18 protein-coding genes are annotated in these 17,959 nt (G+C 70.6%); 7 read left to right on the top strand and 11 right to left on the bottom strand.

Annotation, left to right across the window (positions count from 1 at the left end; genetic code table 11):
- Nucleotides 1-22: 22 nt before the first annotated feature.
- Entirely contained in the window at nt 23-1,027 is a 1,005-nt protein-coding gene (locus tag MRBLWO14_RS08870; protein WP_341936090.1) for an L-idonate 5-dehydrogenase, read from the bottom strand.
- Nucleotides 1,024-2,538 carry a mannitol dehydrogenase family protein gene (locus MRBLWO14_RS08865; RefSeq protein ID WP_341936089.1) on the bottom strand — a complete coding sequence of 505 codons (1,515 nt, stop codon included), beginning with the start codon at nt 2,536-2,538 and terminating at the stop codon, nt 1,024-1,026. The genes MRBLWO14_RS08870 and MRBLWO14_RS08865 overlap by 4 nt, the downstream gene beginning before the upstream one ends.
- A 172-nt stretch (nt 2,539-2,710) precedes the next feature.
- Here MRBLWO14_RS08865 and MRBLWO14_RS08860 point away from each other — a divergent pair, with 172 nt between their 5' ends.
- On the top strand, nt 2,711-3,655 hold the full coding sequence (locus MRBLWO14_RS08860; RefSeq protein WP_341936088.1) for a LacI family DNA-binding transcriptional regulator: 945 nt from the start codon (nt 2,711-2,713) through the stop codon (nt 3,653-3,655).
- Between the two features lie 155 nt (nt 3,656-3,810).
- Nucleotides 3,811-4,686 carry a heparin lyase I family protein gene (locus tag MRBLWO14_RS08855; RefSeq protein ID WP_341936087.1) on the top strand — a complete coding sequence of 292 codons (876 nt, stop codon included), beginning with the start codon at nt 3,811-3,813 and terminating at the stop codon, nt 4,684-4,686.
- 26 nt (nt 4,687-4,712) lie between these two features.
- Here the strand turns inward: MRBLWO14_RS08855 and MRBLWO14_RS08850 are convergent, their stop codons facing one another.
- Nucleotides 4,713-5,408, bottom strand: coding sequence for an aspartate/glutamate racemase family protein (locus MRBLWO14_RS08850; RefSeq protein ID WP_341936086.1), 696 nt, complete (start codon nt 5,406-5,408; stop codon nt 4,713-4,715).
- Between the two features lie 10 nt (nt 5,409-5,418).
- Nucleotides 5,419-5,868 carry a MarR family transcriptional regulator gene (locus tag MRBLWO14_RS08845; protein ID WP_341936085.1) on the bottom strand — a complete coding sequence of 150 codons (450 nt, stop codon included), beginning with the start codon at nt 5,866-5,868 and terminating at the stop codon, nt 5,419-5,421.
- A 129-nt stretch (nt 5,869-5,997) separates the two neighbouring features.
- On the opposite strand from MRBLWO14_RS08845, the gene MRBLWO14_RS08840 reads away from it, so the two are divergent.
- Nucleotides 5,998-7,188, top strand: a complete 1,191-nt coding sequence (locus tag MRBLWO14_RS08840) for an MFS transporter (protein WP_341936084.1) — start codon at nt 5,998-6,000, stop codon at nt 7,186-7,188.
- A gap of 6 nt (nt 7,189-7,194) precedes the next feature.
- Here MRBLWO14_RS08840 and MRBLWO14_RS08835 read toward each other — a convergent pair whose 3' ends face one another.
- Nucleotides 7,195-8,013: a shikimate 5-dehydrogenase gene (locus MRBLWO14_RS08835; RefSeq protein WP_341936083.1), complete on the bottom strand. Its 819-nt coding sequence runs from the start codon at nt 8,011-8,013 to the stop codon at nt 7,195-7,197.
- Nucleotides 8,014-8,568: 555 nt separating this feature from the next.
- Here MRBLWO14_RS08835 and MRBLWO14_RS08830 point away from each other — a divergent pair.
- Complete coding sequence (locus MRBLWO14_RS08830; protein WP_067356903.1) at nt 8,569-8,775, top strand: cold-shock protein; 207 nt, start codon at nt 8,569-8,571, stop codon at nt 8,773-8,775.
- Nucleotides 8,776-8,866: 91 nt separating this feature from the next.
- Here the strand turns inward: MRBLWO14_RS08830 and MRBLWO14_RS08825 are convergent, their stop codons facing one another.
- The gene (locus MRBLWO14_RS08825; protein WP_341936082.1) at nt 8,867-9,532 is read right to left on the bottom strand and encodes an HAD hydrolase-like protein; all 666 of its coding nucleotides are present in this window, start codon (nt 9,530-9,532) and stop codon (nt 8,867-8,869) included.
- 129 nt (nt 9,533-9,661) lie between these two features.
- Between MRBLWO14_RS08825 and MRBLWO14_RS08820 the strand changes: the two genes are divergently transcribed.
- A complete protein-coding gene (locus tag MRBLWO14_RS08820; protein ID WP_341936081.1) occupies nt 9,662-10,171 on the top strand; it encodes a response regulator in 510 nt (169 codons plus the stop codon).
- 2 nt (nt 10,172-10,173) lie between these two features.
- On the opposite strand, the gene nucS is transcribed toward MRBLWO14_RS08820, so the two are convergent.
- Nucleotides 10,174-10,869: an endonuclease NucS gene (gene nucS / locus MRBLWO14_RS08815; protein ID WP_341936080.1), complete on the bottom strand. Its 696-nt coding sequence runs from the start codon at nt 10,867-10,869 to the stop codon at nt 10,174-10,176.
- A 34-nt stretch (nt 10,870-10,903) separates the two neighbouring features.
- Nucleotides 10,904-12,139, bottom strand: coding sequence for an MFS transporter (locus MRBLWO14_RS08810; RefSeq protein WP_341936079.1), 1,236 nt, complete (start codon nt 12,137-12,139; stop codon nt 10,904-10,906).
- Nucleotides 12,140-12,199: 60 nt separating this feature from the next.
- Here MRBLWO14_RS08810 and MRBLWO14_RS08805 point away from each other — a divergent pair, with 60 nt between their 5' ends.
- Complete coding sequence (locus MRBLWO14_RS08805; protein ID WP_341936078.1) at nt 12,200-13,261, top strand: LacI family DNA-binding transcriptional regulator; 1,062 nt, start codon at nt 12,200-12,202, stop codon at nt 13,259-13,261.
- A 27-nt stretch (nt 13,262-13,288) separates the two neighbouring features.
- On the opposite strand, the gene MRBLWO14_RS08800 is transcribed toward MRBLWO14_RS08805, so the two are convergent.
- From MRBLWO14_RS08800 to MRBLWO14_RS08790, 3 genes are read right to left on the bottom strand one after another with little or no spacing between them, the layout of a single operon-like run.
- Entirely contained in the window at nt 13,289-14,797 is a 1,509-nt protein-coding gene (locus MRBLWO14_RS08800) for a hypothetical protein (protein WP_341936077.1), read from the bottom strand.
- 45 nt (nt 14,798-14,842) lie between these two features.
- Entirely contained in the window at nt 14,843-15,172 is a 330-nt protein-coding gene (locus tag MRBLWO14_RS08795; RefSeq protein ID WP_341936076.1) for an L-rhamnose mutarotase, read from the bottom strand.
- Between the two features lie 17 nt (nt 15,173-15,189).
- On the bottom strand, nt 15,190-16,518 hold the full coding sequence (locus MRBLWO14_RS08790) for an alpha-L-fucosidase (protein WP_341936075.1): 1,329 nt from the start codon (nt 16,516-16,518) through the stop codon (nt 15,190-15,192).
- 82 nt (nt 16,519-16,600) lie between these two features.
- Here MRBLWO14_RS08790 and MRBLWO14_RS08785 point away from each other — a divergent pair, with 82 nt between their 5' ends.
- Nucleotides 16,601-17,950: an alpha-L-fucosidase gene (locus tag MRBLWO14_RS08785; protein ID WP_341936074.1), complete on the top strand. Its 1,350-nt coding sequence runs from the start codon at nt 16,601-16,603 to the stop codon at nt 17,948-17,950.
- Nucleotides 17,951-17,959 lie beyond the last annotated feature (9 nt).

Below are 17,959 nucleotides of genomic sequence, written 5' to 3'. Positions count from 1 at the left end.
GCGCGGGCAGCGCGAGGGGTGACTACAGGGCCAGCAGGACCTTGGCCGAGGCCGACGAGTCGCGGGCGAGCTCGAAGGCCTGGACGGCGTCGGATGCCGGGAGGACGTGGGAGATGACGGAGTCGAGGGCGTCCGATTCGGCGAGCATCGCGACCGCGTCGTCGATCTCGGTGGCGAAGCGGAAGGCGCCGCGGATCGTGAGCTCCTTCGCGAGCATCGGCGCGAGGTTCACGCCGATCTCGGCGTTCGCGAGCATGCCGACCTGCACGACGGTGCCGGCGCGGCGAGCCGCGCGCACGGCCTGCGTCAGAGCGACGCCGACGCCCGAGCACTCGAACACGACGTCATAGGACTCGTCGTCGATCGTGTCGCGGCCGACGAGGGCGACCTCGGTGGCGCCGAGGGCCTGAGCTCGCGCGAGGGGCTCCTCGCGCACGTCGCTCGCGCCGACGGTCGAGGCGCCGGCGTGCACGGCGGCGGCGACCACGAGCAGGCCGATGGGTCCGGAACCGATCACGAGCACGCGCTTGCCCCGGATGCCGTCGGCGAGGCTCACCGCGTGGATCGCGACGGCCAGCGGCTCCGCGAGGGCGGCGCGCTCCAACGGCAGGCCCCGGGGGAGGACGCGGACCATGTGGTCCTCGACGATCAGCAGCTCGGATGCCCCGCCCTGCCGGTGCGGGTCTGCTGCCGCGCTGCCCAGGTAGTCGCCTCCCGCGCGCAGGTGCGGGCGGTCCTCGAGCCCCGGGACGGAGGCGCCGTACCGGGCGGGGTGCACGGTCACGGGGGTGCCGGGGGCGAGACGGCCGGACGGGTCGAGGTCGACGACGCCGGAGAGCTCGTGCCCGGGCGTCAGGGGCTCGCGGATCGTGTACTCGCCGTTCGCGCCGTGGAAGTAGTAGTGCAGGTCGGATCCGCAGATGCCGACGTAGTTCACGCGGAGGCGCACCTCGCCGTCGCCGGGGGTCGGGGCCTCCCGGTCCTCCCAGCGGATGTCTTCCTTGCCGTGGATGGCGAGAGCCTTCATGGCTGCATCTCCTTCGTGGGGGTGCGCGAGGCGTCGACGGCGTCCGCGATGGCGGCGTCGACGCCCTGGCGCCGGATGGTGTCGGTGAGGTCGCCGACGCGCTCGATGAAAGCATCCTGCTCTCCGAGCTCGGCGCCGAACAGATGCAGCTCGGCGATCACGCGGCGGGCGAGCTCGCGGCCGTCCCGCGCGGTGGCGGCGAGGGAGGCGAGGCGCTCGCGCGCGGCATCCGTCATCGCGGCGGCGTGCAGACCCGGGTCGAATCCGGGCAGCGGGGCGATGCACGACAGATAGCCGGCGACGGTGAGTGCGATGAGGTGCGGCATCTCGCCGCGCGACAGCGACAGGAGTGCCGGCTCGGGGATGCGCTGGCGCAGCTTGACCGATCCGTCGGTTCCGACCTGGCTCGTGCGGTGGCCGAGCGCGGTGTTCGCCCAGCGCTCGAAGAGCTCGGTCTCGTAGGCGCGGATGTCGACGCCCGACGGCACCTCGATCGACGGCTCATACTCGTCGCGGAGCACGGCGCGCGCCGCGTGCTCGATGCCGTCGATGCCGATCGCGGCGGGGATCGTGGCGACGCCGCTCAGCGCGCCGAGGTAGGCGATGAGCGAATGCGTGCCGTTGAGCAGGCGCACCTTCATCTGCTCGTAGCGGGCGACCTCGTCGGTGAAGACGGCGCCGCCGGCCTGCCATGCCGGTCGGCCGCCGGCGAAGGAGTCCTCGATCGCCCACATCGTGAACGGCTCGGCCGGCACCGGGATGTCGTCGCGCGCGCCGAGCAGCGTGCTCACGCGCGTGCGCAGTTCGCCGGTGGTCGCCGGGACGATGCGGTCGACCATGCTCGACGGGAAGGTGACGGCGTGGTCGAGGAAGGTCAGCGCCTCCGCGCCCGCGGAGCCGGGGAGCTCCTGGAGGAACTCGCGCACGAGCTTCTCGGTGTGCTTGCCGTTGGCCGCGAGGTTGTCGCAGCTCAGGATGGAGATCGGTGCACCGCCGGCGGCGGCCCTGGCCTGCAGGCCTCGCGCCAGCTGTCCGATGGTCGACCGCGGAGCGCCGCCGCGGAGGTCGGCCAGCACGGTCTCGTCGTCGAGGTCGAGGCGCTGGGTCGCGGCCGAGTAGCTGTAGCCGTTCTCGGTGACCGTGAGGGTGACGATGCGGATGCCGGGGTCGGCGATCTGGGCGACGACGCGGTCGGGCTGCTCGGCGCCGACGAACGCGTCGGTGTGCGCGCCGGGGATCGAGAGCGACGTCGCGTCGGGCGAGATGGTCGCGACGGAGTACAGCATGTCCTGCGCGTGCAGCGCGTCGACGATGGTGCGGGAGCGCGAGGCGACGCCCACGATCCCCCAGTCGCCGCCCTCAGCCTGCAGGGCCGCGGCGGTGTAGACCGCCTGGTGCGCGCGGTGGAAGCTTCCGAGTCCGAGGTGCAGGATCCCGGCGCGGGCGGGGGCTGCCGGCGCGGTGGTCGAGATGCGAGCGGTGCGGCTCAGGGCCGATGCGGGAGTGCTCACGCGGTGGCTCCTTCGCTGTGGGCCGCGCACCACTGAGGGTGATCGGCGGTGATCGTCATGTAAACGAGTGTGTATGAGTTGTACAAACTTGTCAAGCAGGTTTACATGCGCGGGTGGGATCGTAGGATTGCACGAAAGACGGAGGGTGCTCGTGGCAGCGACATTGACGGACGTGGCACGCCACGCGGGCGTGTCCATCGCGACGGCGTCGCGCGCGTTCGGAGAGCCGGACAGACTCGCCCCCGGAACCCTCGGCCGCGTGCTCGAAGCGGCCACCGAGCTCGGCTACGCCACTCCGCAGTCGGCGGTCACCGCCACGCGCACGTTCGGCGTGATCCTGCCCGACGTCGCGAACCCCGTCTACGGCACCCTGCTCAAGGCGATCCAGGGCCAGGCCTGGCATGGCCGCCATCGCATCGTCGTCTTCGACGCCGACGAGGACCTGCGCCGCGAACGCGAGCAGATCGAGCAGGCGCGCAAACTCGACGGGATGCTGCTCTGCTCGCCGCGTCTGCCCGACGAGGAGGTCCTCGCCCTCGTCGGCGACACCCCGTACGTCGTGGTCAACCGCCAGATCGACGGCGCCCCCTGCATCGTCATGGACACGGAGCACGGGCCCGCGCAGGCGATCGAGCACCTCGCGGCTCTCGGGCACACCCACATCGCGTATGCGTCGGGGCCCCGCGGATCGTGGGCCGACGTGCACCGCGCAGACACCGTCGCCCGCGCGTGCGAGCGCCACGGCATCCGTCTCACCCTGCTCAGCCACCAGGCCGCGTCGATCCAGGGCGGGCGTGCGGCCGCCGCGCCCGCAGCGGCGAGCGGCGCCACCGCCGTCGTGGCCTACAACGACCTCGTCGCGCTGGGACTCGAAGCCGGGATGCTGGAACTGGGCCGCCGATGCCCGAGCGACGTCAGCATCATCGGGATCGACGACATCGATCTCGCCGGTGCCGTGACCCCCGCGCTCACCACGGTGCGCATGCCGATCGATCGCAGCGGCACCGTCGCGGTCGATCTGCTGCTGCAGATCCTCGCCGGCGGACCGGTCGGCGACCTCGCCCCGCTCGCGTCGCAGCTCATCGTGCGCGCGTCGACGGCCGCCCCTCCCGCCTGACCGCGGCTCGGCGGCGTTCGTTTCTGCGGCCTCGGTCATGTTCTGCGGCCTCTGCGCGGCCTGATGGCCGCAGAAGTCACCCTGAACCGCAGAAGTTCACGTGGGTTGTCCACAGGCCACGAACACCGCGAGTCGACGGATGCCACACTCGTGGCGTGACTGCCTTCGGACCCCTCTTCGACTGCGCCGCGAGCCGGCGGGACCTCCTGCGCGTGGCCGGCGCCGCGGCCCTCGCCCTTCCGTTCGCCGGGCTCGTCCGACCCCCGGGTGCTGCGGCGCCGCCGTGCGGAGTGCTCGTGCACGAGGACGGGTTCGCGACCCCGAGCGCGGGATCCTGGACGGAGTCTGACGTCGACGGCGCTTTCCCCCGAGTCCGTAGCGGTGACGCGTGGAGCGATCAGCGGTTGTTCCCGTCGAGCCGTTTCGCGATCGTCCCCGACCCGGCCGGCTCCGGGGAGCGGGTCATGCGCTTCACCGTGCCGGCCGATCAGTCCGCCTACCGGTCGGAGATCGGCCGTGCCGCCTTCTCGTGGGGGCGCTACCGGTACGACTTCTCCACGTTCGTCCCCGAGGACTACGTCCCCTATCGTTATCAGACGATCCTCGCCCAATGGCCCGGTGTTTCGACGGGGGATGACCGCCCGGGCAGGCCGCCGCTGGTCCTCTCGCTCCGCGGGGCGCCGTCGCCCGCGTGGGAGATCCTCGTCAATAGTGTGGCCGAGGACGGGAGCATCGACCAGACGAAGCACCCGCTGCCTGTGCCGTTCCGAGCCGGGGTGTGGAACGACTGGAGTGTCGACATCGTGTGGTCGACGCCGTCGACGCCGGGCCGCGTCACCGTGTCGTACGCCGGAGGCGAGGTGCTGCGCATCGACGGCGTCAACAACGCGCATCAGAAGCGCCCGCCGTACTTCCAGACCGGGATCTACCGGTCGACGTGGCGGACGGGTGGGTATGCGCCGCAGCCCGATCTGCAGATCTACCACCGCCGCATCTCGGTGCACGACCTGACGGCGTGCCAGCCCGCCTGACGCCGCGGAGATCGCTGACGGCTCCGTCAGTCGGCGCCGAGTGCCCGATCGACCGCGACCTCCACGTGCAGGGCGGTGGTGGGGAACACGGGCACGGGGGAGTCGTCGGCCGAGACGAGCAGTTCGATCTCGGTGCATCCGAGGATGATGCCCTGGGCGCCCTCCGCCACGAGACGGTCGATGACCTCGCGGTAGCGCTGCCGCGACTCCTCGCGGATCTCGCCGTGCACGAGCTCGTCGTAGATGATCGCGTGCACCGCGCGACGGTCGTCGGCGTCGGGAACGAGGGTGCGGATGCCGTGCGCGGCGACCCTCTCGCGATAGAACGGCTGCTCCATCGTGAAGGCCGTTCCGAGCAGGCCCACGGTCGACAGGCCCGCACGGGTCACTGCCTCGGCCGCGACGTCGGCGATGTGCAGGAACGGGATGCCGACGGCATCCTGGATCCGCTCCGCGACGAGATGCATGGTGTTGGTGCAGAGCACGAGCAGTTCTGCGCCGGCGCTCTCGAGGGCGCGAGCCCGGTCGGCGAGGAGGTCGCCCGCGGCGTCCCAGTCGCCTCGCGCCTGCATCGCCTCGACCTCGGCGAAGTCGACCGAGTCGAGCACGATCCTCGCGGAGTGATGGCCGCCCAGGCGCTCGCGCACCCGCTCGTTCGCGAGCCGGTACCACTCCAGCGAGGACTCCCAGCTCATGCCGCCGAGAACGCCGATCGTCTGCATCCGCTGCCCCTCAGACGCCGACCGCGGTGCTCTGCAGCGCATGCACGACCGGGGCGAGTTCTGGCTGCGTCACCGCGTCGCCCAGAGTGCGTTCGAGGGCGTCGTCGTGGATCGGATGCGCCTTCTCGTAGAGTTCCTGTCCGGCCGATGTGAGCTCGGTGTAGATGCCACGGCGGTCGTCGGCGCAGAGGATGCGCGTGAGCAGGCCGCGGTCTTCGAGCCGCGTGACGAGGCGTGTCGTGGCGCTGGGGCTCAGGGCCGTCGCGCGGGCGAGCTGCTGCATCCGCATGTGCCAGCCGTCCTGGCGGCTGAGCGCGTCGAGCACCGTGTACTCCACGACGGAGAGCCCGACCGCCTCGCCGAGCGCCCGTTCGAGCTCGGCGTCGATCAGCCCGTGGAGTGCGGCGAGCGTGCGCCAGCCGCGCGCGCGGATCTCGACGGCGTCGTCCGAGATGCCCATGGTGACCTCCTGAGTCGTTGCTGACGCAGATAGTTGCTTGCGCCGACTACTTGCGTGTGCAATGATTGCACGTCGGACGCAATATCCCGCGTCTGCAACTACTTTAGCAGAGCACCACGGAGCACACCCATGCCACTCGGACTCATCGCCCTCGCCATCGGCGCCTTCGGAATCGGACTCACCGAGTTCGTCATCATGGGCCTGCTGCCGGAGGTGGCCGCCGACTTCGGCGTCACCGAGGCGACGGCGGGCTGGCTCATCTCCGGCTACGCGTTGAGCGTGGTTGTCGGGGCGCTCGGGCTCACCGCCGCGACGACGCGCCTGCCGCGCAAGGCCGTGCTGCTCGGACTCGTCGTGCTCTTCATCGCGGGCAACGCCCTGACCGCGATCGCGCCCGACTACTCCACGGCCATGATCGGCCGCATCGTCGCCGCTCTCTGCCACGGTGCGTTCTTCGGCATAGGCTCCGTCGTCGCGTCGAGCCTCGTCGCCCCGGCGAAGAAGGCCGGTGCGATCGCGATCATGTTCACGGGCCTCACCGCGGCCAACGTGCTCGGGGTGCCGTTCGGCACGTTCATCGGCCAGCAGTTCGGCTGGCGCGCGACGTTCTGGGTGATCTCCGCGATCGGCGTCGTCGCGTTCCTCGGCATCGCTCTGCTCGTCTCGGCGCCGCGCTCCTCGGACGCACCCGTGAGCCTGCGGAACGAGCTCAGCGCATTCGCCTCCGGTCAGGTCTGGCTCTCGCTCATCGTGACCGCCCTCGCCTTCGGCGGCATGTTCGGCGCCTTCACCTACATCGCGTACACGCTCACCGGCGTCACGGGATTCGCGGCGTCGGCCGTGCCGTGGCTGCTGGTTCTTTTCGGGGCCGGGCTCGTGGTCGGGAACTGGGTGGGCGGCCGCCTCGCGGACCGGGCGATCGACCGCACGCTGCTCTGGTTCATCGCGGCGCTCGCCGTGATCCTCGTGCTCTTCGGGATGCTGGCGTGGTCGCAGCCCGCGACGATCGGCCTGCTGGTCGTGATGGGCGCGTTCGGTTTCGGCACGGTGCCCGGACTCCAGAGCCGCGTCATGCAGTACGCGGGCGGCGCTCCGACGCTCGCCTCGGGTGCGAACATCGGCGCGTTCAACATCGGCAACGCGCTCGGAGCCTGGGCGGGCGGACTCGGCATCTCCGCCGGTCTCGGCTACACCTCGCCCATCTGGATCGGCGCCGCGATCACGGCATCCGCTCTCGTGGTGATGGTCGTCGCGAGCGTTCTCGCCCGGCGGCGCCCCGCCTCGGCGGCGACGGGCACGCTGCGAACCGTCGTCGCCTGACCCGCGTCACTGCGCGCGCATGAACTCCTCGGCCGCGCGTACCTGCTCGCTCGTCGGACGGATGCCGGTGTAGAGCACGAACTGCTCGAGCGCCTGCAGCGTCGCGACCTCGGCGCCCGTGATGACGGTCTTCCCCGCCTCGCGAGCCGCCCGGATCAGCGGCGTCTCGGCGGGCAGGGCCACGACGTCGAACACCACGGATGCTGCGGCGATCTGCTCCGCGTCGAAGGCCAGGGACTGCGCGTCGGCGCCGCCGGCCATGCCGATCGGGGTGATGTTCACGATGACGTCGGCGGTGACGCCGGCGGCATCCGGGGTCCAGGCGAAGCCGTAGAGGTCGGCGAGGCCGCGACCCCGCTCCTCGTTGCGAGCCGCGATGGTCACCTCGGTGAAGCCGGCATCGCGGAACGCGGCGGCGGTGGCCTTCGCCATCCCTCCGGATCCGCGCAGCAGCACCGACGATGCAGGGTCGAGGCCGCCGCGCTCGATGAGCTGCGCGATCGCGCTGTAGTCCGTGTTGTGGGCCGTCAGTACGCCGTCGTCGTTGACGATCGTGTTCACCGAGTCGATGGCCGACGCGGAGGCGTCCATGCGATCCACGAGCGCGATCACGTCCTCCTTGTAGGGCATCGACACCGCGCAGCCCCGGATGCCGAGACCTCGTACCCCCGCGATCGCCTGGCCGAGGTCGGTCGGGGCGAACGCCTTGTAGATCCAGTTGAGCCCGAGCTCCTCGTAGAGGAAGTTGTGGAAGCGGGTGCCGTTGTTGCTCGGCCGCGCCGACAGCGAGATGCAAAGGGTCATGTCCTTGTTCAGCATGGTCACCGGATCAGGCTACCCAAGGGCCGGTCGGGGCTCTCGCGGGAACGCTCCCGCGACACGGCGGCAGCCCCATGGCGCGATCGTGTTTCCTCGTTTATGGTGAAGGTGCATGCACAGGGGATTGATCGCTCCGTCTACCCCAGATGACGGGCTGCCTTCCCCAGAGGCAAAGGCGATCCGTGCATGCGATTGGGCCCCCTCGAGTCGCTCAGTCCCCAATGGGCCGCTCGAGGGGGCCGCTATCGTTGTGGCTTTCCACGATTTTCGTCTTTTGTCCCCCATTTGGGGGACAAAACCCCCTCGGAGGGGTTAGGGTTGTATCTGACGCACCCTCCGGTCGTCTTCGGCCCTCATCGCTCCCCCCGCGGTGAGGGCCACACCATTTTCCGGGCCGATGACGCTCGACGGCCGCCACGGTGTTGTGACGGCGAGAGGTCGCTCATGCAACATTTGGGTTACGGGCTGACACCGGGACTTCCGCTCTGGCGGTGCTCCACTAGCGTGGACCACGTCGGTGCATCCTGCGTCGGCTTCTTTTCCCAGCAGAACAGGCAGTAAATGAGCACCCAGGGCACGGTCAAGTGGTTCAACTCGGAGAAGGGCTTCGGCTTCATCTCCCCCGACGACGGCGGCGCTGACGTTTTCGCGCACTACTCCGCCATCCAGTCTTCCGGCTACCGCTCGCTGGAGGAAAACCAGCGAGTCGAGTTCGACGTCGCGCAGGGCCCCAAGGGCCTGCAGGCCGAGAACATCCGTCCTCTCTGAGGCGGGCGACCTACAGAACTCCCTGACCGGGTGCCGCAACGAGCGCGGCATCCGGCGGGGAGTTCTGTGCTTTCACCGGTCCTGAACGGCCTCAGTCGAGCAGCAGAGCGCGCAGATCGTCGGCCGTGGAGACGCGGAACGCAGCGTCGTCGCCCTCGTGGGAATCGCTGAAGCCCCAGTCGACGAAGATCACGGGCACGTCGTTCGCCGCGCCCCCGTCGACGTCGTGGTGGCGGTCGCCGATGAGCACCGGCCGTGAGATGTCGACGCCGCGCGCGGCCAATCGGCGCAGGGCTTCGGCCACGATATCGGTCTTGGTCGCGAGGGTCGCCTCGTCGGGCGTGGCGCCCACCGTCGTCAGGAAGTACGGGCGCAGTTCGAGGAAGTCGACGATGGCGTCGACCTGGATCTCGGGTTTCGAACTCGCGGTCGCCTGCGGGATGCCGGCGGCATGCACGTCGCGGAGGATTTCCGGGACACCCGCGTAGGTGGCGATATCGGTCGTGTAGCCGTCGGCCTTGCCGAGCGTGCGGTAGAAGGACACGGCCTCGGTCGCCTGCTCGGGCGTCATCCCCGCCTGGGCTTGGAACGAGTCGAACATGGGCGGGCCGATCCAGTGGATCAGCTCCTCGCGCGTGGGCGCGGGTCGACCGAAGTGCGTGAGCGCCACGTTCAGTCGACGGAGGATGCCGACGGAGGCGTCGACGATCGTGCCGTCGACGTCCCACAGCACGCAGGAGTAGGGGGAGAGAGGCATAGCTTCCAGCCTATGGGCAGTCGTCCTGCACAGAATCCGCCCGGCTGGGGTTATCCACGGATGCCGGGATGCCGGATCTCAGGCGGCTACCGTCGGGACATCGCCGCAGACGCGGAGAAGACTGGGGGAATGTACGTGTCGATGGAAGTCATCGCGATCATCGCGTGCGGGGTGTCGGTGATCGTCGCGTTCGTCAGTGCCTGCGGGTGGTTCCTCACCAGGATGGATGCGCGGTTCGCGGCGCAGGATGCGCGATGGGATGCACGCTTCACCGCGCAGGACGCCCGGCTCACCGCGCAGGACGCGCGATGGGATGCCCGCTTCACCGCGCAGGACGCCCGGTTCACCGCGCAGGATGCGCGATGGGACGCTCGATTCGCGGAGGCGGACGCGAAGTGGGATGCGCGGTTCGCGGAGGCGGACGCGAAGTGGGACGCGCGATTCGCGGAGCTGGATGCGAAATGGGACGCACGGTTCGCGGAGGCGGACGCGAAGTGGGACGCGAGATTCGATCGGCTCGAGGACCGGATGGGCGGCCTGGAGGTCCGCATGACCGGTGCGGAGCATGAGCTCACCGAGGTGAAGGTCGCCGTCGCCCGACTCGAAGGGCCCCGCCCGCGGATCGTCACCTCGCGCTGACGTCAGAAGAGCCGGGGGATGCCGGACTCGATGCCCTTCATGTCGTCGTAGTCGAGGACGAGGCAGCGGATGCCGCGGTCTTCGGCGAGCACTCGCGCCTGCGGCTTGATCTCCTGTGCGGCGAACACTCCCTGCACGGGTGACAGGTGGGGGTCGCGGCGGAGCAGGTCGAGATAGCGCGTGAGCTGCTCGACGCCGTCGATGTCACCGCGGCGCTTGACCTCCACCGCGATGGCCACGCCCTCGGCATCCCGCACCAGCAGGTCGACGGGGCCGATCGCGGTGGGGTACTCGCGGCGCACGAGCGTCGCGCCGTCGGCGATCCGATCCACCTGCTCGGCCAGCAGACGCTGCAGATCGGCCTCGACGCCGTCCTTCTGCAGGCCGGGGTCGATGCCGAGATCGTGGTTCGAGTCGTGGATGACCTCGTAGATCTGCACGCGCAGGGCGTCGCCGGTCTTCTTGTGGGTGACCCGCCAGACCTCGGTGACGCCGGCGCTCGCCTCCTCCTCGCCCGGCACCTCGGTGGAGAGCGAGCAGGGAGGGCTCATCCAGTTCAGGGGCTTGTAGCTGCCGCCGTCCGAGTGCACGAGCAGACTGCCGTCTCCCTTGTGCACGAGCAGACGCGTGGCGAGAGGGAGGTGGGCATTGAGCCGCCCGGTGTAGTCGACGGAGCAGCGGGCGATGACGAGACGCACCCGACGAGCCTAACCGCATCGGGAGGGGTCGATGTCAGCGCGTCGCGACGGGCGTCTTCTCGTCCTCGCGCAGCGGGCGGGCGGCTCCCGAGAAGAGGCCGGAGAGCACGGCGAGCCCGGCGAGGATGAACAGCGTGTTGAGGAGTCCGATGTGCTCGCTGATGAATCCGAGCACGGGAGGGCCGCCCAGGAACGAGATGTAGCCGATGGTCGCCGCCGCGCTCACGCGCGCCGCGGCCTTGGCCGGATCGTCGGCCGCGGCCGACATCCCCAGCGGGAACCCGAGCGAGGCGCCCACGCCCCACAGTGCGGCGCCGAGGAACACGAGCGGCAGCGAAGGCGCGAGGATGAAGAGCAGGATGCCGGAAGCGGCGGTGAGCGCGAGGATGCGCAGCACGATGACGCGACCGAAGCGGTCGACGAGCGGGCCGCCGAAGATCCGGACGGCGGTCATCGCGACGGAGAAGGTCGCGAGGGCCGCGGCGCCGAGCGCCGTGCCGCCGCCGTGGTCCTCCGCGACGCCGAGCGCGAGCCAGTCGTTCGCGCCGCCCTCCGCGAACGACATCCCCAGCATCACGACGCCGATCGCGTACGTGCGCGGTTCGCGCCAGGCGGCGAGGGCCACGTGCATCCGCTCGCGCCAGCGGGGCTTCTCGCCGGCCGCGTCCGCGGGGTCGAGCGCCTCGGCGCGGGCCGGGACGTTGAGGATGCTCGTGAGGCCGATCGCCGCGATGAGGATCGCCGTGGCGACGGTGTGGCCGAACACATCGATGCGCAGCTGCGCCGCCAGGGCGCCCATCCCGGCGCCGACCACGGTGCCGAAGCTGAAGAAGGCGTGGAACAGCGGGAGGATCGTCTTCTTCGCGTACTGCTCGATCGCCGTGGCCTCGACGTTCATCATCACGTCGATGCTGCCGTTGCCGAGGCCGAACAGCGCGAGACCGAGGAGCACGATCGGGTAGGAGCCGAACACGTTCGCGCCGACGCCGATCAACGCGACACCGGAGGCGAACGTGGCGATCGCGATCAGCATCCCGTGTCGCGCGCCGGTGCGCGCCATGACAGCGGGACCCGATGAGATGCCGATGATCGAGGCGATGCCCGCGCCCAGTAGCAGCATCCCCACCTGGGCCTTGTCGATCTCGAGCGCGATCTTGATGTCGGGCACCCGCGAGGCCCAGGTGGCGACCGAGAGTCCGCTGATGAAGAAGATCGCGAAGACCGCGGCCCGCCACCGGACGTACTGCGGGCGGGAGAGGACGTGCTGCATGGGAGACAGCCTATCGAATCGATTCGATCCCGCCTAGCCGCGGCGGGTTATCCTCGGAGTATGACGAGTCCCGAAACTCCGCGTCGCGCGACCATAGCCGATGTCGCGCGCGAGGCGGGGGTCGCGACCTCCACGGCATCCGTCGTCTTCAGCGGCAAGGCCAACGTCGCCCCGGCGACCAGGGAGAGGGTCCTCGCCGCGGCGGCGGAGCTCGGCTACGCCGGGCCGGACCCGCGAGCGGCCTCCCTGCGTCGCGGACGGAGCGGCATCGTCGCGGTCGTGCTCGAAGGACACCTGCGCGCGGCGTTCCTCGATCCCGTGACGACGGCGATGATGGACGGCCTCACCGACGGCCTCGCCGAGCTGAGCGCCGGCATCCTGCTCATGCGCGACGAGCCGGGCGACGACGGGTCGCCCCTCGCGAGCGCACCGGTCGACGCCGTCGTGCTGATCGGATGCTCGGGCCGCACTCGCGCCTCGCTCGACGTGGTCCGCGGGCGAGGTCTCCCGGTCGTCGTGATCGAGGGAGACGCGGGCGACGGCATCCCGCGCATCACCCTCGACAACCAGGCCGCCGCGGCCGATGTCGCACGGCACCTCTCCGAGCTCGGACACCGCGACGTCGCCCTCGTCACCCTGCCGCTCGACCAGGACCGCGTGCGCGGGACCGTCACAGCGGAGCGCGTCGACGCAGCCACCGTCGACGTCACGGTCGACCGCCTCGCCGGTATGCGCGAGATCTTTCCCGACGCCCCGGCGATCTCGGCCTCCGGCAGCCTCATCGACGAGGGACTGCTGGTCGGGCGGATGCTGTTGGAGGACCCCGACTCTCGTCCGACGGCGATCCTGGCGCAGAGCGACCTGCTGGCCGTCGGGGTCATCCGCGCGGCGGCGGAGCTCGGGCTCCGGGTGCCCGAGGACCTGTCGGTCGCGGGCTTCGACGGGATCGACGCCGACGGTCTCGGCGACCTCGTGCTGACGACGAGCGTGCAGCCCGCGGTCGAGAAGGGCCGCGCCGCGGGCGAACAGGTCGCGCGCATGCTGCGGGGTGAACCAGGGGTGTCGCTGCACCTGACGTGCCGCTTCCGGGCGGGGACCACGACAGCCGCGCCGCGCCACTGAGCCCTGGACGGGCCTCTCTGGCGAGACTCAGGAGTGCGCGGGTCCGAGCGGAAGAGGCGTCGAGGCGAAGTCGAGGATCGACCAGCGACCGCAGTCCACGACCGCGTCCGGCACTGCCGACACCGGCAGCTCCCACGGCACCGACTGCGCGTCCTCGAGCAGGAAGGTGACCTCGCCCACCCCGAAGTCCTCGCGGTTCACGAGCCAGGCGTAGCCGTTCAGGCGATGGTCGACCTGCACGAGCTGCGCCGGATCGTCGAGGTGCAGCTTCGGCAGCCGGGCGGTCCAGAACTGCCCGGCACCCGTGCGACCCGATGCGTCGACCCAGTCGGTGACGCACGCCAGGTCGGGGTCGCCGGACGCCTCGGACGCGGCGATCGCCAGCCGCGGGACGCTCACGGCCCCGAGGACGAGCGCGACCACCGCGGCGACGACGGCGACCGTTCGGCGCACTGTGGCCGGAAGCCGGAGGGTGCGCGGAGACGCCACGAGTGCGAGCGCCGGCAGGAAGACGATCGGCTGGAGGTACCGGGCGGCGTGAGTACCGAGAGCGATCGCGCCGACGACGACGGCGAGCGGGAAGACCCACGACGCGAGGGCGACCATCCGTGAGGAGGGTCCGTCGGCCCGGATGCTGCGGAGCACGCCGACCGCCAGCAGCGCGACCCCGACGAGCAGAGCGAGAACGCCGAGCGGGGACTCGAGACGCTGCGCGGCGAGGTCGGCGTAGTACCCGATCGACTCCCTCCACAGCGACGGCTGCGCGTACCCGGCGCCGGTGTTCGCGATCCATGCCGCGAACGGAATACGGAGGAGGAGCCCCAGCCCGGTACCGGCCAGCGCGGCGGAGAGGAGGCCCACGGCGAGCACGCGCAGCGCCCGACGACGCACCACGAACATGAGCGACAGCAGGGCGAACGGCGCCGTGAACCACGCGGCGTACAGCGGATTCGTCAGGGTCGAGAGGGCAGCGACCGCGCCGAGCGAAACTCCGAGCGGGACGACGCGCCCGCTGCCGTCGAGCACCCGGCGGGTGAGGCCGATCGACAGCACCACGGCGACGACGGTGGCCGAGTAGTACGTGGTCGTGAGCTGCAGAGACGCGAGTTCGAGCGCATCACGCGACGCCGACGTCTCGGTCGTCGCCAGCAGACCGACCACGGTGACCGCGACGACAGACCAGCCCACGGGCGCGCGGCCCTCGCCGGCGCGACCGGCCACGAGGCGGATCGCTCCGTAGAGGGCGAGGATGCCGAGGACCGCACTCACCGCGAACAGGCCGTCGACCCGGAGCGGAAGTAACATGCGGAGAGCCGAGAACAGGGCCGTCTCGGGGAGGAAGAGCACGCTCGACATCGCCCAGTCCAGCGTCTCGCCGCTGAGGACCGACCGGGACAGGAGGGCGACGATGAGCGAATCGCCGTCGCGGAAGAGCAGCTCGGCGCGGGGAGACGACGCCACGACGGCCGCGGTGACCAGCGCGACGGCGACGGCCAGCATCCATCCCGTCAGCTCCCGCACCCACGTCCGCGTCACGGGCCTACTCTGCCACGCGATCGTGCGGGGGTCGCGGCGGCCCGGTCAGGCGTCGCGCTGCGCCGCGAGGTCCCACACCTGCTCGAGGGGTGCGGTGCCCTCGGCGCCGTCGGCATCGCGGAACAGCTCGACGAAGCGGCCGATGTCGGCCTGCCAGGCGTGGTCGGCGGGGTCCTCGGCGAGAGCCGCGACCGCGGCATCCCAGTCGTCGCACTCGACGAGGTGGAACAGGCGATGCCCGGAGCGCCAGATCGTCCAGTCGTAGATGCCGATGCGCGCGAACGTCGCGGCGAGGTCGTCGGGGATCCGCTCGTGGTTCGTGCGGTAGTCGTCGACCGCGCCGTCGCGGATCTCGGAGTGCAGGGCGATGCGCATGCTGTGGTGGCCTTTCGTCAGGTGCGGACCCGGAAGGAGATCGCGACGGGGCCCTCGGCCTCCGTCGTCTCGACCAGGATGGCATCCCCGACCCTGGTCGCGGCGACCGGCGTGCCGGTGATCTGCGCGGTCTTCTCGTCGAGCAGCCCGGCAGGGTCGGGAAGGCGGATCGGTCCCCGCGCGTCGACGACGGCGTGCACGGCGTCGCCCGAACGGGTCCAGCGCAGCCAGGGCCCGTCGGAGGGGGCGAACCGGTCGACCGGCCGGGCGTCGAAGACGGCGTGGCCGTGGCGCGCGGTCCAGGCCGCGATGCCGTCGAGAGTCTGTCGCTGGAGGTCGGGGATGCGCCCCGCCGCGTCGAGACCGATGTTCAGCAGCAGGTTCCCACCGCGCGACACGACGTCGACGAGCAGCCGCACGGCATCGTCCGCCGACAGCAGGTGCTCGGACGTCTCGTTGCGGTTGTGGCCGAAGGAGAGGCCGATGCCGCGGGTGTTCTCCCATGCCTCGCCCACCTCGACGGCCGTGCCGTGCACGTACTCGCTCGTGCGGAAGTCCCAGTGCGACTCCCCCCAGCGGTCGTTGACCACCCCGTCCGGCACCGCGTCGTAGAAGATGTCGAACGCGTGCGCGAGACTCTTCGGGCCGGGGGCGATGCCGGCATCCGGCCAGCGGATGTCGCCCCACAGGATGTCGGGACGGTACCGCTCGACCAGGTCGACGAGATGGTCGTGCGCGTATTCCGCGTAGGGGAGGTCGTCCGGGGCCGGGGCGCCGTCGTGGTCGATGGGCGGCAGGTCGGAGAAGTGCCAGTCGAGGCCGCCCGAGTAGTAGACGCCGAAGCGCAGGCCGGCTCGTCGAGTGGCGTCGGCGAAGGCGCCGATCAGGTCGCGACGGGGTCCGCGTGCCACGGTGTTGCGGCCGTCCGTGCCCGGTGCGTCCCACAGTGTGACGCCGTCGTGGTGCTTGGTCGTGGGGATGAAGTAGCGCGCGCCGGTCGCGGCGACGACGGCGAGCACCTCGTCCGGATCGAAGTCCTCGGCGCGCCACTGATCGAGGAAGTCGTCGTACGGGGCGCCTCCGTGCGCGGCCTCGTGATGCGCACGCGCCGGCGATCCCTCGATGCGGATGGTGTTGGCGTACCACTCCGCGTACGGGTTGTGGGTGTACCACTCCTCGCGGGACACGGCACCGAGCTCGCCCGTCGGCTCGGCCCAGGCCGGCACCGAATACGGCCCCCAGTGCACGAAGATGCCGAGGCCGGCACCGCGAAACCACTCCGGCAGTGGTCGCTCGAACCGGCGGTACTCGGCGGGTCGGACGGCGTCCTCGTCGAACATGGCCATCGGCGCTTCTCCTTCACTCCGTTGTGGGATATATTGCGTATCAAGTATCCTATAGGAAATTGTGATCTCGACGAGGAGAGTCATGACAGATGCAGCAGTCTTCCGACGACCGACCGACCGCGTCCCCGGCGGCGAGTGGTTCAGCGGAGCGGGCCTCGGGATCTTCGTGCACTGGGATCAGGCGTCCCAGCAGGGCATCGAGATCTCCTGGCCGCTCGTCGGACGCTCCATCATCCCCGGTCGGGATGCCGTGGAGGACCGCGTCACGGTCGCCGAATATCAGGCGACCGCGCCGACGTTCGACCCGACCGAGTGGGACGCCGCGGACCTCGCCCGCCGGGCGCGTGAGGCGGGCGCCACCTACGTCGTCTTCACCGCCCGGCACCACGCGGGCTACAACATGTTCTTCACCGAGCAGTCGGACTTCGGCGTCGAGCACGGACCCTTCCACCGCGACATCACCCGCGAGTTCGTGGACGCGGTGCGCGGGGAGGGCCTCCGCGTCGGGATCTACTACAGCCTCCCCGACTGGAACCACCCCGATTACCCGGCCTTCCGCGACGAGGACCTGCCGTACAAGCTCGAGCACTGGCCGGCCGCCGGACTCCCCGAGTTCGCGGACACACCGGACGCGACCGACCGCCACCGCCGGTCGAGCCCCGAGGAATGGGACCGCTACCTGGCGTACGTCCGCGCACAGCTGCGCGAGCTGCTGAGCAACTACGGCACGATCGACCTGCTCTGGTTCGACGGCGACTGGGAGCGCTCGGCCGTCGAATGGACGGCCCCTGCGCTGCGGCGCCTCATCAAGGAGCTGCAGCCGGATGTCGTGATCAACGATCGGCTGCCAGGGCAGGGCGATTACCGCACCCCGGAGCAGGGCTTCCCCCTCACCGCCCCGACGGGACCGTGGGAGCTGTGCCTCACGATCGGCGACCACTGGGCCTACCGGCGAGGACCCGACAACGAGAAGTCCGCGCGCTCGCTGCTCGTGACGCTCATCGACGTCGTGGCGCGCGGCGGGAACCTCCTGCTCAACGTCGGCCCAGGCCCCGACGGCACGCTCCCCGAGGTCGAGCGGGAACGGCTGCAGGAGTTCGCCGACTGGATGCCGTCGCACGCCGAGTCCGTGATCGGTGTCGACCCCACCGAGGGCATCGACTTCCACGGACCGACGACCGCACGCGACGGGCGCCTCTATCTGCACCTCACGGCGCTGCCGGTCGAGGAGATCATCGTGCGCGGACTCCCGGTGCGGCGGATCACCCGCGTGCACCGCCTGGCCGACGGGCTCGATCTGCAGCACGACGCGAGCTTCGAGGTGCATGAGGCCTCGACCGCCGGAGACGACCTGGGCGAGCTGCGCATCGTCGCCCCGGAGCCCAGCGGCGCGCTGATCGACGTCGTCGCCATCGACTTCTCCACGACCTGACCACAGACG

It is taken from the genome of Microbacterium sp. LWO14-1.2 (genome assembly GCF_038397715.1).
Taxonomy (GTDB): domain Bacteria; phylum Actinomycetota; class Actinomycetes; order Actinomycetales; family Microbacteriaceae; genus Microbacterium.
The sequence above is the reverse complement of the archived record's forward strand: the minus strand, read 5'-3'. Positions and strand labels throughout refer to the sequence as shown.

Bases quoted from the DNA above. Each gene is read 5' to 3' on its own strand.
- MRBLWO14_RS08845 (WP_341936085.1), bottom strand. From the start codon at position 5,868: ATGGGCATCTCGGACGACGCCGTCGAGATCCGCGCGCGCGGCTGGCGC.
- MRBLWO14_RS08820 (WP_341936081.1), top strand. From the start codon at position 9,662: ATGTACGTGTCGATGGAAGTCATCGCGATCATCGCGTGCGGGGTGTCG.
- MRBLWO14_RS08870 (WP_341936090.1), bottom strand. From the start codon at position 1,027: ATGAAGGCTCTCGCCATCCACGGCAAGGAAGACATCCGCTGGGAGGAC.
- MRBLWO14_RS08790 (WP_341936075.1), bottom strand. From the start codon at position 16,518: ATGGCCATGTTCGACGAGGACGCCGTCCGACCCGCCGAGTACCGCCGG.
- MRBLWO14_RS08805 (WP_341936078.1), top strand. From the start codon at position 12,200: ATGACGAGTCCCGAAACTCCGCGTCGCGCGACCATAGCCGATGTCGCG.
- MRBLWO14_RS08795 (WP_341936076.1), bottom strand. From the start codon at position 15,172: ATGCGCATCGCCCTGCACTCCGAGATCCGCGACGGCGCGGTCGACGAC.
- MRBLWO14_RS08840 (WP_341936084.1), top strand. From the start codon at position 5,998: ATGCCACTCGGACTCATCGCCCTCGCCATCGGCGCCTTCGGAATCGGA.
- MRBLWO14_RS08810 (WP_341936079.1), bottom strand. From the start codon at position 12,139: ATGCAGCACGTCCTCTCCCGCCCGCAGTACGTCCGGTGGCGGGCCGCG.
- MRBLWO14_RS08825 (WP_341936082.1), bottom strand. From the start codon at position 9,532: ATGCCTCTCTCCCCCTACTCCTGCGTGCTGTGGGACGTCGACGGCACG.
- MRBLWO14_RS08785 (WP_341936074.1), top strand. From the start codon at position 16,601: ATGACAGATGCAGCAGTCTTCCGACGACCGACCGACCGCGTCCCCGGC.
- MRBLWO14_RS08850 (WP_341936086.1), bottom strand. From the start codon at position 5,408: ATGCAGACGATCGGCGTTCTCGGCGGCATGAGCTGGGAGTCCTCGCTG.
- MRBLWO14_RS08830 (WP_067356903.1), top strand. From the start codon at position 8,569: ATGAGCACCCAGGGCACGGTCAAGTGGTTCAACTCGGAGAAGGGCTTC.